The organism is Streptomyces paludis (assembly GCF_003344965.1).
GTDB classification, from domain to species: Bacteria; Actinomycetota; Actinomycetes; order Streptomycetales; family Streptomycetaceae; genus Streptomyces; species Streptomyces paludis.
The window spans coordinates 6394407-6408705 of record NZ_CP031194.1 but is presented as its reverse complement, the minus strand read 5'-3'; the positions used below and the strand labels follow the sequence as shown (position 1 = coordinate 6408705).

The 14299-nt window shown below is 68.6% G+C and carries 8 protein-coding genes; 3 read left to right on the top strand and 5 right to left on the bottom strand.

The window, feature by feature from the left end:
- Positions 1-153: 153 nt before the first annotated feature.
- The 3 genes from DVK44_RS28345 to ngcE all read right to left on the bottom strand — a co-directional run bounded on the left by DVK44_RS28345 (position 154) and on the right by ngcE (position 3627).
- Positions 154-1101, bottom strand: coding sequence for a carbohydrate ABC transporter permease (locus DVK44_RS28345; protein WP_114663212.1), 948 nt, complete (start codon positions 1099-1101; stop codon positions 154-156).
- Entirely contained in the window at positions 1101-2024 is a 924-nt protein-coding gene (locus DVK44_RS28340) for a carbohydrate ABC transporter permease (protein WP_114663210.1), read from the bottom strand. Before DVK44_RS28340 ends, DVK44_RS28345 begins: the two co-directional genes overlap by 1 nt.
- A gap of 154 nt (positions 2025-2178) precedes the next feature.
- Complete coding sequence (gene ngcE / locus DVK44_RS28335; protein ID WP_114663209.1) at positions 2179-3627, bottom strand: N-acetylglucosamine/diacetylchitobiose ABC transporter substrate-binding protein; 1449 nt, start codon at positions 3625-3627, stop codon at positions 2179-2181.
- Between the two features lie 458 nt (positions 3628-4085).
- Between ngcE and DVK44_RS28325 the strand changes: the two genes are divergently transcribed.
- Together DVK44_RS28325 and DVK44_RS28320 are read left to right on the top strand one after the other, a co-directional pair.
- On the top strand, positions 4086-7955 hold the full coding sequence (locus DVK44_RS28325; RefSeq protein WP_114663203.1) for a GH92 family glycosyl hydrolase: 3870 nt from the start codon (positions 4086-4088) through the stop codon (positions 7953-7955).
- 156 nt (positions 7956-8111) lie between these two features.
- Positions 8112-9029, top strand: coding sequence for an SAM-dependent methyltransferase (locus DVK44_RS28320; protein WP_114663200.1), 918 nt, complete (start codon positions 8112-8114; stop codon positions 9027-9029).
- Positions 9030-9115: 86 nt separating this feature from the next.
- Here the strand turns inward: DVK44_RS28320 and acnA are convergent, their stop codons facing one another.
- Positions 9116-11830 carry an aconitate hydratase AcnA gene (acnA, locus tag DVK44_RS28315; RefSeq protein WP_114663197.1) on the bottom strand — a complete coding sequence of 905 codons (2715 nt, stop codon included), beginning with the start codon at positions 11828-11830 and terminating at the stop codon, positions 9116-9118.
- A 454-nt stretch (positions 11831-12284) separates the two neighbouring features.
- Here acnA and DVK44_RS28310 point away from each other — a divergent pair, with 454 nt between their 5' ends.
- Positions 12285-13814: a helix-turn-helix domain-containing protein gene (locus DVK44_RS28310; protein WP_114663194.1), complete on the top strand. Its 1530-nt coding sequence runs from the start codon at positions 12285-12287 to the stop codon at positions 13812-13814.
- A 59-nt stretch (positions 13815-13873) separates the two neighbouring features.
- Here the strand turns inward: DVK44_RS28310 and DVK44_RS28305 are convergent, their stop codons facing one another.
- On the bottom strand, positions 13874-14215 hold the full coding sequence (locus tag DVK44_RS28305) for a response regulator transcription factor (RefSeq protein ID WP_181957547.1): 342 nt from the start codon (positions 14213-14215) through the stop codon (positions 13874-13876).
- Positions 14216-14299: the final 84 nt, after the last annotated feature.

The window sequence follows — 14299 nt, the reverse complement described above, 5'->3', positions numbered from 1 at the left end:
ACGTATCTCCAACTTGTGAACCCTAAGCTCAGCCTCAGGGCCGCGTTCCGTCAAGACCTTGACCGTCGGCGGCGGGCGGCGGGCACTGTTCACAGCCAGGTACGCGGAGGGTACGTAACGTGACAGATCGCTGTGCGATCGCTCGGGGGGCCGCTACTTGAGCGCTCCCGCCGTCAGACCGGACACGACCTGGCGCTGGAAGACGATGTACGCGCCGAGCACCGGCAGCATCGCCATGACGAGCCCGGCGAAGAGCCCGGACCAGTCGCCCTTGTACCCCTGGCTGACGGCGAGCTGCACCAGTCCCTGGGAGAGCACTTTGTTGTCCTGTTCCGTATTGAGGACGGTCGGCAGCAGGTACTGATTCCACTGCCCGAGGAAGTTGAAGATACCCACGCTGATCAGCCCCGGCCGGGCCATCGGGAGCATCACCTGGAAGAAGGTCCGGGTGTGCGAGGCGCCGTCGATGAGCGCGGCTTCCGCGATGGAGGTCGGCAGTGTCCGGAAGAACGAGGTGAGGAAGAAGACCGTGAAGGGCAGCGAATAGGCGATGTAGACGAGGATCAGACCGTGGAGGGTGTTCAGAAGGCCCATGTTGTTCATGACGAAGAACAGCGGGACCAGCGCGAGAATGACCGGGAAGCTCATCCCGCCGACGAACAGGTAGTAGAGGAAGCGGTTGCCGGGGAATTCGAAGCGGGCCAGCACATAGGCCGCCATCGAACCGAACAGCAGCGTCCCGATCAGCGAACCGCCCACCACCAGCAGGGTGTTGAGGAAGTACTCCCCCATGTGTGCCTGGGTCCAGGCGCGCGACCAGTTCTCGAAGTGGAGCCTGTCCGGCAGCGACCAGGGCGAGACGAAGATCGACCGGTCGTCCTTGAAGGACGTCATGACCGCCCAGAGCAGCGGCATCGCGACCAGGAACGCCCAGATCACCAGCACGCCGTGCGAGAAGACGTTGAGCACGCCGCCGGTCAGGGACTCCCCGGCCGGCCGCGCGGGCGCGCCCGGGGCGGCGGGCCCGGTGGCGGGGAGACCGGTGGGCGGCGCGTCCGCGGGAGGGGGGCCGGCCGGCTGGGGGGTGTCGGTGGTCGTCATCAGTACTCCAGCCGCTCACGCCGCCCGAGCCGCATCACGACGGCGGCGAAGGCCAGGGTGATGAGGAGCAGGGCGACACCGATCGTGGTCGCGTAGCCGGCCTGGCCACCGACGAACGCCTTCTGGTAGACGAGCAGGGTCAGGACATTGGTGGAGTCCGCGGGCCCGCCCGGCCCCACGGTCATGATCTGGACGACCGCGAAGGACTCCGCGCCCAGGGCGAGGATGCCCATGTAGACCCACCCGGACTGCACGGTGTCCCAGAGCAGCGGCAGGGTGATCCGGAAGAACGTCGTCATACGGTTCGCGCCGTCGAGCAGCGCCGCCTCGTAGAAGTCCTTCGGGATGGAGGCCATGCCCGCCGAGAAGAGGACCACGTAGAAGCCCACGTTGGACCAGACGAGGACGGCCATCACGCACCACAGCGCGAGATTCGGATCGCCCAGCCAGTCGGGCTGCACACTGCCGAGGCCGACGGCGCTGAGCGCGGAGTTGAGGGCGCCGCTGTTCGGGTTGTACGCGAACTGGAAGAGCAGCGCGACGATCGCGATCGAGAGCACCTGGGGGAAGAAGTACACGATCTTGTAGACACCGGAGCCGGTGACCCCCGTGACGGCCGCGCCCCGCCGGCCGCGCCCGCCGACGTTCAGCATGAACGCGAAGAACAGCGCGAGACCGAGGACCACCACGGGCAGCAGGAGCATGAAGAGGGCGCTGTGCCGCAGCGCGTTCCAGAAGCTGTCGTCGCGCAGCATCTTGGCGTAGTTCCCGAGGCCGACCACCGAGAACTCGGGGCTGAGGCCGGTCCAGTCGGTGAACGAGTAGTAGATGGACTGGAGGAACGGCCACACGACGAAGAGCGTGTAAATGGCCAGTGGGCAGACCAGAAATCCCACGATGAACCCGTACTTGCCGTGCTGCATGTTCTCCCGACCCCGAATCTCCGGCGGCGCGCCGCCGTACTGCTGTGGGGGCCGGCCCGGAGGCCGGGCCGGGACCGGAGGCCCCGCGGTGGGGCCTCCGGCCGTCCTCCTCTTCCTGTCCTCTTTCCGCTCTCCGCCGGTCTCTTCCGCGCCGCTACCGGTGCTTGTAGTGCGTGAGCGAGTCGTCCTTGGCCGCCTCGTCGGCGAACTCCTGACACTTCTTCATGGCCTCGGCGGGCGTCATGCGTCCGGCCATCAGCTCGCCGAGCGCGCCCGTGCCGATCTTCTGCTTCTGGAGTTCCGCGTACCAGTCCTGCATCCGCGGGTTGAGTACGTTGTCACCCGCCTTGGCGAGCGCGTCGACGCCCGCCTGGAGCGCGGTGGACAGGGCGAGGCCGTCCGTACCGCCGTTGAGGGAGGTCAGGGACTTCACCTTCGTGGTGAAGTTCTTCGACGACTCCTCGCTGAGCATGACGCGCAGCTGCTCCATGGCGCCGACCGGGTTCTTGGCCTTGGCCGGCACGATGAACGGCTCGCCGCCGGAGGCCCAGATCGTGCCGAACGGCAGCTTGTCCGAGCTGTCGAGGGAGGACGGCGCCGCCACCTTCATCTGGAAGTCCGCCGGGGTGGTCTTCGCCGCCTCGTTCTCCACCCAGGAGCCGTTGGGGAGGAAGAGCGCCTTGCCCTCGGTCCACGCGGTCTGCGACTGGATGTGGTCGAGTCCGGGGGTGCCCTTGAGGACGTAGCCCTTCTTGTACAGCTCGTAGTACGCCTCGAAGGCGGCCTTGACCGCCGGGTGCTTCCAGGCGTTCGGCTCCAGGTTGTCGATGGCGTCGAGCACCTCGCGGCCACCGATCTTGCCGATGAACGGGTACAGCGAGAAGGGGAGGTAGTACGGGTACTTGCCCGCGTACGTCCAGCCCGCGATGTCCTTCTTCTTGGCCTTCGCGCAGAGGGCCAGCATGGCGTCCCAGTCCTCGGGGTACTCCGCGTCGAGCCGGTCCAGCGCGGTCTGCGAGTACCAGACGCCGTACACCGTGTACGCGTAGTACAGGACCCAGACGGGGTCGCCGTCGAACTGGCCCATCTCCAGGACGCCGGGGCGCAGCGTGTCACGGACCTTCTTGGCCGGATCGTCGACGGACGGCGCGTCGAGGAGCGGGGTGAGGTCGGTGAGCTGCTTCTTGCCGACGAGGACGCCCATGTCCATCTGTTCGGCGCCGGAGTTGTCGATGAGGTCGGGCGGGGTGCCGCCGTTGAAGCTGGGCTGGAGTTCGGTGCGGATCTTCTGGGTGGCGCGGAAATCCACCTTGGCCTTGGGGAACGCGGTCTCGTACCGCTTGACGGCGTCCGTGGCGTACTCGGTGCCGAACCCGCCGTCGAACAGGACGAAGTCGAGCGGCGCGGTCTCGTTCACGCCGAGCGGGTTCTTGGCCGAGGCGGTGCCCTTCTCGGCCTTGGGGCCGCCGCTGCCGCTGTCGCTGCTGGCGCACGAGGCCAGAAAACTCATCGTCGGGACGGTGATCAGCCCGATCGCGGCGGCGCGCTTGATGACATCGCGCCTGCCGAGGCCCCCGTTGTGCTGAGCGGAGGTGGATCCCATGCTCAAGTCCTCGCCTTCTCCAGGACTCAGGCGGTGTGCCGGTTACCCGCTCTTCTCGCTCGAAGGAGAGGGGTCCCGCCACCGCGGTCGAATGAAGCTGGTCGTGCGGGTTGCCGTGCTCGATCGGGCCGCTTCGAAACCGCCCGGGGCGGACGCGACAGGTATAGTCCACTTCCCTCCGCCGGAGCAAGATCGAAAGCGGGTTTGGTCGGCAGTCTTTCCCTAGTTGAGACCTCGTGGAAATCCGAACCGGGCTGTTGACCATTTCGTCTGACTGGTCATCGGGTCATGAACGGGGCATTACCGGGGCGCCGGCCAGCCTTTTTTCGCCGTTGGCTCATTCCGTAGGAGCCACCCCGTCAACACCCTTGACACCTCACGCCACTTGGCCCCTACTGGACCCTGCGCCTCTCGTTTGACAACGTTGTCCAACTGAGCACGCAGGAGGAAATCCCCTCATGCCAGAGAGAATCGGACCCCGACGCGGACATCGGTATATGACCGCCCTCGCGGTGGTCGCCGCGCTGACCGCCATGACGGCACCACCGTCCGCCGCGCTGGCGCGGACCGCGCAATCCCCTTCGGTGTCCACCGAATTCACGTCATCCTTCGAGGCGGACGAATCCCAGCCGGACTGGCGCAACACCACGGAAGTCGGGCCCGGCGGCGAGAAGCGGGCATCGGGTGTCGAGGGTGGCGCGAGCGGCGGAATTCCGGGCAATATCACGGAGCGCGTGGTGGAACTCCGGGCCAGCGGCGAGAACGCGGGCGCGGGCGAGATCAAGGAAAACCTGATCGATATTCAGCCTGCCACCAAATGGCTCGCGTTCCAGCCTGCCGCCTGGGTGGAGTTCGATCTCGACGCCCCGGCCGAGGTCACCACCTACGCGCTGACCTCGGCCAACGACTTCCCGGAGCGCGACCCCCGGGACTGGACGCTCCAGGGCTCGACGGACGGCAAGGAGTGGCGGGATCTGGACACCCGGAAGGGCGAGACCTTCGGGCAGCGCTTCCTGACCCGCTCCTTCGACGTGGCCGCCGCGCGCGTGGCACCGTACCGCCACTACCGGCTGGACATCACCGCGAACAACGGTGCCTCCGGCGCGACCCAGCTCGCCGATGTGCAGTTCTCCGACGGGAGTACGGGCACCCCGGCGCCCCGGGACATGCGCACCCTCACCGACCGCGGCCCCGGCTCCTCCCCCACCGCCAAGGCCGGCATGGGCTTCACCGGGAAGCGCGCGCTGATGTACGCGGGCAGCCACGGGCCGGCCGGGCGGGCGTACGCGTACAACAAGATCTTCGAGGTGACGCTGCCGGTGCGCCGCGACACCGCGCTCTCGTACCGGATCTTCCCCTCCCTGCCGGCCGCCCCCACCCCGGACCTCAGTTACGCGGCCACGAATGTCGCCGTCGACCTCGCGTTCACCGACGGCACCTATCTGAGTGAACTGGGGGCGACCGACGCGCACGGCGGGGCGCTGACCCCACAGGGCCAGGGCGATGCCAAACGGCTCTATGTGAACCAGTGGAACCAGGTCGACGCCCGGATCGGCGCGGTCGCGGCCGGGAAGACCGTGGCGCGGATCCTGGTCGGCTACGACTCCCGGCGGGGACCCGCCTCGTTCCAGGGCTGGATCGACGACATCAGCCTGCGGCCCCAGCCCGCCGAGAAGCCCCTCGCCCGGGTGTCGGACTATGTGTCCACCACCCGCGGCACCAACTCCAGCGGCTCCTTCTCGCGCGGCAACAACTTTCCGGCCACCGCCGTGCCCCATGGCTTCAACTTCTGGACACCGCTGACCAACGCCGGTTCCACCAGCTGGCTGTACGAGTACAGCCGCGCCAACAACGCCGACAACCTGCCCACCCTCCAGGCGTTCGGCGCCAGCCACGAGCCGAGCCCCTGGATGGGCGACCGGGGCACCTTCCAGCTGATGCCCTCGACCGCCGCCGGCCCGCCCGACGCGTCCCGTACGGCACGGGCGCTGCCCTTCCGGCACGAGAACGAGACCGCAAAGCCGCACTACTACGGCGTCACCTTCGAGAACGGTCTGCGGACCGAGCTGGCCCCCACGGACCACGCGGCGATGGTGCGCATCACCTATCCGGATGACAACGCCAACCTGATCCTTGACAACGTCTCCAACGCGGGCGGGCTGACCCTCGATCCGGCGACCCGCTCCTTCAGCGGCTTCTCGGACGTGAAGAGCGGTCTGTCGGCCGGCGCGACCCGTCTCTTCGTGTACGGCGTCGTCGACGCGCCGGTCACCGCGAGCGGCCGGCTCACCGGGGGCGGCGGCAGCAATGTCACGGGCTATCTGCGGCTCGACGCGGGCGCCGACCGTACGGTCACGGTACGGCTGGCGACCTCGCTGATCAGCCTCGAACAGGCGGAGCGCAACCTCGCCGCCGAGGCGCCAGCGGGCATCCGCTTCGAGCAGGTCAGGGACCGCGCGCAGCGCGCCTGGGACGACATCCTGGGCCGGGTGCGGGTCGAGGGCGCGGACCGCGACCGGCTGACCACGCTCTACTCCAACCTCTACCGGCTCTACCTCTACCCCAACTCCGGTTCGGAGAACACCGGTACGGCTGCCGACCCGAAGTACCAGTACGCCAGCCCGTTCTCCCCGGCGACCGGCCAGGACACCCCGACGCGGACGGGCGCCAAGATCGTGGACGGCGAGGTCTACGTCAACAACGGCTTCTGGGACACCTACCGGACCACATGGCCCGCGTACTCCCTGCTCACTCCCAAGAAGGCCGGCAAGCTGGTGGACGGCTTCGTCCAGCAGTACAAGGACGGCGGCTGGACCGCGCGCTGGTCCTCCCCCGGCTACGCCGATCTGATGACCGGCACCAGCGCGGACGTCGCGTTCGCCGACGCGTATCTCAAGGGGGTCGGCTTCGACGCGAAGGCCGCGTACGAGGCGGGCGTCAAGAACGCGACGGTGGTCGCCCCGCGCTCGGGCGTCGGCCGCAAGGGGATGGAGACCTCGACCTTCACCGGATACGCCTCGACCTCCACCCACGAGGGGCTGTCCTGGTCGCTGGAGGGCTACCTCAACGACTATGGCCTGGCCCGGATGGGCGCGGCGCTCGCCAAGAAGACCACCGACAAGCGGCAGAAGGCGCGGTACGAGGAGGAGTCCGCGTACTTCCGCAACCGCGCCCAGTACTACGTCTCCCTCTTCGACGAGAAGGCCGGTTTCTTCCAGGGCCGTGACACGAAGGGCGACTGGCGGGTCCCGTCGGAGAAGTTCGACCCGCGGGTGTGGGGCTATGACTTCACCGAGACCAATGGCTGGAACTACGCGTTCACCGCCGTGGCGGACACCCGGGGCCTGGCCAATCTGTACGGCGGGCGCGCGGGTCTGGCCCAGAAGCTGGACACGTTCTTCTCGACGCCCGAGACGGCCACGGCCGAGTTCAAGGGCTCGTACGGCTCGGTCATCCACGAGATGACGGAGGCCCGCGATGTCCGGATGGGCATGTACGGCCACTCCAACCAGCCGTCCCACCACATCCCCTATCTGTACGACGCGGCCGGGCAGCCGTGGAAGACGCAGGAGAAGGTACGGGAGGTGCTGAGCCGTCTCTACACCGGCAGCGAGATCGGCCAGGGCTACCCGGGCGACGAGGACAACGGCGAGATGTCCGGCTGGTACATCTTCTCCGCGCTCGGCTTCTACCCGCTGGTGATGGGCGGCGGTGAGTACGCGATCGGCTCGCCGCTCTTCACGAAGGCGACCGTACGGATGGACAACGGCCGGACCTTGGTGGTCAAGGCGCCCAAGAACAGCGACCGGAACATCTACGTCCAGGGCCTGAAGGTGAACGGGAAGCCCTGGCACTCCACCGCGCTCCCCCACGACCTGGTGGCGCGCGGCGGCACACTGGAGTTCGCGATGGGCCCGCGCCCCTCGTCCTGGGGCACGGGCGCGAACGCGGCGCCGACCTCCCTCACCCGGGACGACAAGGTGCCCTCGCCGCGTACGGACGCGCTGCGCGGGCCGGGCGCGCTCTTCGACGACTCGGCGGCGACGTCGGCGACGGTCGAGTCGGTGGAGCTGCCGGTCGCCTCGCCGGTACGGGCCGTCCAGTACACGCTGACGTCGGCGACGGCGACGGCCGCGCCCACGGGCTGGCGGCTGGAGGGATCGGCGGACGGCACGGCCTGGCGGGTCCTGGACACCCGGGCCGGTGAGTCCTTCTCCTGGGACCGCCAGACGCGGGTCTTCACCGTGCGGGATCCGGGAACGTACGCGCGCTACCGCCTGGTGAGCGACGCGCCGGCGACGCTGGCGGAGGTGGAGCTGCTGCGTTAGCGGTACGGGCCGGGTGCGGGGAGGCCGCTTGTGAGCAGCCTCCCCGCACCCGGCCGGAATACGTGGGCCCGGCCGTCAAGGCCCTTGCGCGGGGGCTATGTTGTGCTCGATATACAGCCTTCGCCGTGTGCAACTTCTGTTTCCAAGGACGGTCTTATGAGTGGCGATGTCCCCAGCCAGGATCCCGGCGCGCCGGCCCCGGACGGGCCCAGAAGGAAGATCGACACCTCCAGGGCCCACCCGGCGCGGGTCTACGACGTCTTCCTCAACGGGAAGAACCACTACCCGGTGGACCGCGAGGCGGCGGCCGCCGCTCTGGCGGCCAACCCCCGCGGCTATCTCGATGTCCGGCACAACCGCGACTTCCTGCGGCGGGCCGTGGGCTCGCTGGCGGCGGAGTCGGGTATCCGCCAGTTCCTGGACATCGGCACGGGACTGCCGACCGAGCAGAACGTGCATCAGATAGCCCAGCACATCGCGCCCGAGTCCCGGATCGTGTACGTCGACAACGACCCGGTGGTCCTGGCGCACGCGCGCGCCCTGCTGACCAGCGGCCCGGACGGCGCGACCGACTACATCGACGCGGATCTCCACGACCCGGCGGCCATCCTGCGCGACGCGGCGAAGACGCTGGACCTCAGCCGCCCGGTGGCCCTGGTGCTCGTGGCGATCCTGCACTTCGTCGAGGACGACAAGGCGTACGACATCGTCGGACGGCTGGTGGACGCCCTGCCCTCCGGCAGTTATGTCGCCCTGAGCCATCTGACCGAGGACCTCAACCCGGTCCAGATCGGCAAGGTCGCCCGGACGTACCACGAGCGCGGCTTCACCTTCGTACTGCGCTCCCGCGAGCGTGTGCTGAAGTTCTTCACCGACAGCGGCCTGGAACTCGCCGAGCCCGGCATCGTCCCGGCCCACCACTGGCGCCCCGACAACGTGGCGACCGTCCCGGAGACCCCGGACGCGGGATACCTCGCGGGGCTGGACGCCATCGAGCGGACCAAGTACGCCGACATCCGGGATGTCACGGACGCGGACATCAACGTGTACGCGGCCCTGGCCCGCAAGCCGTAGGCGGCACAGGCCGCGGGACGGGCCGAGGGCGGTGCCCCGTACACGTACGTACGGGACACCGCCCTCGGCGTGGGAACGCGTAGCGACTACTTGCGGATCAGGTTGCGCAGCACGTACTGCATGATGCCGCCGTTGCGGTAGTAGTCCGCCTCGCCCGGGGTGTCGATACGGACGACCGCGTCGAACTCGACGCCGGTGTCGGTCGTGACCTTGACCGTGCGGGGGGTGGTGCCGTTGTTGAGTTCGGTGACGCCGGTGAAGGTGAAGGACTCCTCACCGGTGAGACCGAGGGCCTCGGCGGAGGCGCCTTCCGGGTACTGGAGCGGGAGGACGCCCATGCCGATGAGGTTCGAGCGGTGGATGCGCTCGTACGACTCGGCGATGACGGCCTTGACGCCCAGGAGCGCGGTGCCCTTGGCGGCCCAGTCGCGGGACGAGCCCGAGCCGTACTCCTTGCCGGCCAGGACGACCAGCGGGATGCCCTGCTCGATGTAGTGGCGCGAGGCGTCGTAGATGAAGGCGACGGGCGCGCCCTCGACGGTGAAGTCGCGGGTGTAGCCGCCCTCGGTGCCCGGCGCGATCTGGTTGCGCAGACGGATGTTGGCGAAGGTGCCGCGGATCATGACCTCGTGGTTGCCGCGGCGGGAGCCGTAGCTGTTGAAGTCGCGCCGCTCGACGCCGTGTTCGGTGAGGTACTGGCCGGCCGGGGTGTCGGCCTTGATGGAGCTGGCCGGGGAGATGTGGTCGGTGGTGACCGAGTCGCCCAGCTTCGCCAGCACGCGGGCGCCGGCGATGTCCTCGACCGGGGTGGTCTCCATCGTCATGCCCTCGAAGTACGGGGGCTTGCGGACGTAGGTGGACTGCGGGTCCCACTCGAAGGTGTTGCCGGTGGGGATCGGCAGCGCCTGCCACTGGGCGTCGCCGGCGAAGACATCGGCGTAGGACTTGTTGAACATGTCCTCGCCGATGGCGTTGGCCACGACGTCGTTGACCTCGGCCTCGGTGGGCCAGATGTCCTGGAGGTAGACCGGCTTGCCGTCCTGGTCGATACCCAGGGCGTCCTTGGTGATGTCGACCTTCATCGAGCCGGCGAGGGCGTACGCGACGACCAGCGGCGGGGAGGCCAGGTAGTTCATCTTGACGTCGGGGTTGATCCGGCCCTCGAAGTTGCGGTTGCCGGAGAGGACCGAGACGACGGCGAGGTCGTGCTCGTTGACCGCCTTGGAGACCTCCTCGGGCAGCGGGCCCGAGTTGCCGATGCAGGTGGTGCAGCCGTAGCCGACGAGGTTGAAGCCGACCTTGTCGAGGTACGGGGTGAGGCCCGCCTTGTCGAAGTAGTCGGTGACGACCTTCGAGCCCGGGGCGAGCGTGGTCTTGACCCACGGCTTGCTGGACAGGCCCTTCTCGACCGCCTTCTTGGCCACGAGCGCGGCGGCGACCATGACGTACGGGTTCGAGGTGTTGGTGCAGGAGGTGATCGCGGCGACGGTGACGGCGCCGTGGTCGATCTCGTACGTCGAGCCGTCGGGGGCCGTGACGGTGGTCGGGCGGGTCGGCACACCGTTGGCGGCGGCGGGGGCGTCGGAGGCCGGGAAGGACTCCTTGCCCGCCTCCTCGTCGTCGGAGACGTAGTTCCGTACGTCCTCGGCGAACTTCGACTGGGCCTCGGCCAGGACGATACGGTCCTGGGGGCGCTTCGGGCCGGCGATGGAGGGGACGACCGTGGCGAGGTCCAGCTCCAGCTTCTCCGAGAAGTCGGGCTCGGCGGCCGGGTCGAGCCAGAGGCCCTGCTCCTTGGCGTACGCCTCGACCAGGGCGACCTGCTGCTCGTCGCGGCCGGTCAGCCGGAGGTACTTGAGCGTCTCGTCGTCGATCGGGAAGATCGCGGCGGTGGAGCCGAACTCCGGCGACATGTTGCCGATGGTGGCGCGGTTGGCGAGGGAGGTCGCGGCGACGCCCTCACCGTAGAACTCGACGAACTTGCCGACGACGCCGTGTTTGCGGAGCATCTCCGTGATCGTGAGGACCAGGTCGGTGGCGGTGGTGCCGGCCGGCAGCTCGCCGGTCAGCTTGAAGCCGACGACGCGCGGGATGAGCATGGAGACCGGCTGGCCGAGCATCGCGGCCTCGGCCTCGATGCCGCCGACGCCCCAGCCCAGCACACCGAGGCCGTTGACCATGGTGGTGTGGGAGTCGGTGCCGACGAGGGTGTCGGGGTACGCCTGGCCGCCGCGGACCATGACCGTACGGGCCAGGTGCTCGATGTTGACCTGGTGGACGATGCCGGTGCCCGGCGGGACGACCTTGAACTCGTCGAACGCGGTCTGGCCCCAGCGCAGGAACTGGTAGCGCTCGCGGTTGCGGCCGTACTCCAGCTCGACGTTCTGGGCGAACGCCTCGTTCGTGCCGAACTTGTCGGCGATCACGGAGTGGTCGATGACCAGCTCGGCCGGGGCGAGCGGGTTGATCTTCGCCGGGTCACCGCCCAGCTCCTTCACGGCCTCACGCATGGTCGCCAGGTCCACGACGCAGGGCACGCCGGTGAAGTCCTGCATGATCACGCGGGCCGGGGTGAACTGGATCTCCTGGCTCGGCTGGGCCTGGGAGTCCCAGGAGCCGATGGAGCGGATGTGGTCGGCGGTGATGTTCGCGCCGTCCTCGGTGCGGAGCAGGTTCTCCAGCAGCACCTTCAGGCTGTAAGGGAGGCGCGCGGAGCCCTCGACCTTGTCCAGCTTGAAGATCTCGTACGACTCGTCGCCCACGCGCAGCGTGGTGCGGGCGTCGAAGCTGTTCGCCGACACGACAGTCTCCTTCATCAATGTGCGGTACTACCGTCATGCTGCCGCCCCGGCTCCTCGCCGATCCGCTAAGGTAAGGCTTAGTTAGGTAACCCTTACCGACTGGCGGCTGCGGTACGCCTTCGGCAGATATCTCGATGTCGAGATAACTCTAGTACATGACCGCTGCTCGGTCATGCCCGGGTTCGGCGCGCCGGACCGAGGGGCGGTGCGGACGCGCTCCCGCGCGCGCCTCGGCACACACCCCCGCGGACCCCGACGCCACGTCAGCCACCGCCGCCCGGATTCCGCAATCCCACCCCCCTCCCTCCCGCACCCCCACCCGCATGGCGGCACCCCGGTTGCCGGATCGGCGGCACGCCCCGACGATCGGGGTGGGTTCGGGCCGGGGTGGCGCGACACGCCGATAGCCCACCCCCGCAAGCCTCTTATCTCATGAATGAGATAATCTGACGCCATGGAAGACGACTACCTCGCACGCATCGGCAAGCTCATTCGCGACGCCCGCCAGCATCGGGGCTGGACGCAGAGCCAACTCGCCGACGCGCTGGCCACCAGCCAGAGCGCCGTGAACCGCATCGAGCGCGGCAACCAGAACATCAGCCTTGAGATGATCGCGCGCATCGGTGAGGCGCTCGACAGTGAGATCGTGTCGCTCGGCTATGCCGGGCCCATGCATCTGCGGGTCGTCGGCGGACGCCGGCTCTCCGGGTCCATCGACGTCAAGACGAGCAAGAACGCCTGTGTGGCGCTGCTGTGCGGCTCGTTGCTCAACAAGGGCCGTACGGTCCTGCGCCGGGTCGCGCGCATCGAGGAGGTCTTCCGGCTCCTGGAGGTGCTCGGCTCCATCGGGGTCCGTACCCGCTGGATCAACGACGGGATGGACCTGGAGATCGTGCCGCCCGCCGAGCTGGACATGGCGGCGATCGACGCGGAGGCCGCCCGCCGTACCCGCTCCATCATCATGTTCCTCGGCCCGCTGCTGCACCGGATGGACTCCTTCCGGCTGCCGTACGCGGGCGGTTGCGACCTCGGCACACGCACCATCGAGCCGCACATGATCGCGCTGCGCCGCTTCGGTCTGGACATCGCGGCGACCGAGGGCCTCTACCACGCGCAGGTCGACCGGTCGGTCGCGCCGGACCGCCCCATCGTGCTGACCGAGCGCGGGGACACCGTCACCGAGAACGCGCTGCTGGCCGCCGCCCGGCACGACGGGGTGACCGTCATCCGCAACGCCTCGTCCAACTACATGGTCCAGGACCTCTGCTTCTTCCTCGAAGCCCTGGGGGTACGGGTCGACGGCGTGGGTACGACCACCCTGACCGTGCACGGTGTGCCGTCCATCGATGTCGATGTGGACTACTCCCCCTCCGAGGACCCGGTCGAGGCGATGAGCCTGATCGCCGCCGCGGTGGTCACCGAGTCCCAGCTCACGATCCGCCGGGTGCCGATCGAGTTCCTGGAGATCGAGCTGGCGGTACTGGAGGAGATGGGCCTCGACCACGACCGTACGTCCGAGTACGCCGCCGACAACGGCCGTACACGGCTGGTCGATCTGACCGTACGCCCCTCCAAACTGGAGGCGCCGATCGACAAGATCCACCCGATGCCGTTCCCCGGCCTGAACATCGACAACGTGCCGTTCTTCGCGGCGATCGCGGCGGTGGCGCAGGGCCAGACCCTGATCCACGACTGGGTCTACGACAACCGCGCCATCTACCTCACCGACCTCAACCGCCTCGGCGGCCGGCTCCAGCTCCTCGACCCGCACCGCGTCCTGGTAGAGGGCCCCACCCGCTGGCGCGCCGCCGAAATGATGTGCCCACCGGCGCTACGGCCGGCGGTGGTCGTCCTGCTGGCAATGATGGCGGCGGAGGGGACGTCGGTCCTGCGCAACGTCTATGTCATCAACCGGGGGTACGAGGACCTGGCGGAACGCCTGAACTCGGTGGGCGCGCAGATCGAGATCTTCCGGGACATCTAGGACACGTCCCCGGGGCCCCGCCGCTCTTCGCGGAGAGCGGCGGGGTCTTGGGGCGGAGGTCAGGGGCGGGGGAGGAGGCCGCGGTCGAGGGCTGCTACTACGGCTCGGGTGCGGTCGTTGACGTCGAGTTTCGCGAAGACCCGCAGGAGGTGTGTCTTCACTGTGGCTTCGCCGATGATCAGGCGGCGGCCGATCTCAGTGGCGGCGGCCACGCCGTCGAGCACCGGCATGCGCAGGTCGAGGAGGGCCACATCGGGGGCGAGCCGCTCGACGAGGGCGACGCCCTGGCGGCCGTCGCTCGCCTCGCCGACGATCTCTATCGTGGGCCCGAGGCACAGGACGACGAACACGAACCAGCCGACTATCCCCTGCCAGGGGTGGCCGGCGCTCCAACGAGCCATGCGTACGGGAAGATTCCTCATGCCGTCCATGCTGTTCGCCGGGGGTGGGGCGCCGACAGCGGCGACCGGTTGAACCTGGGGTTC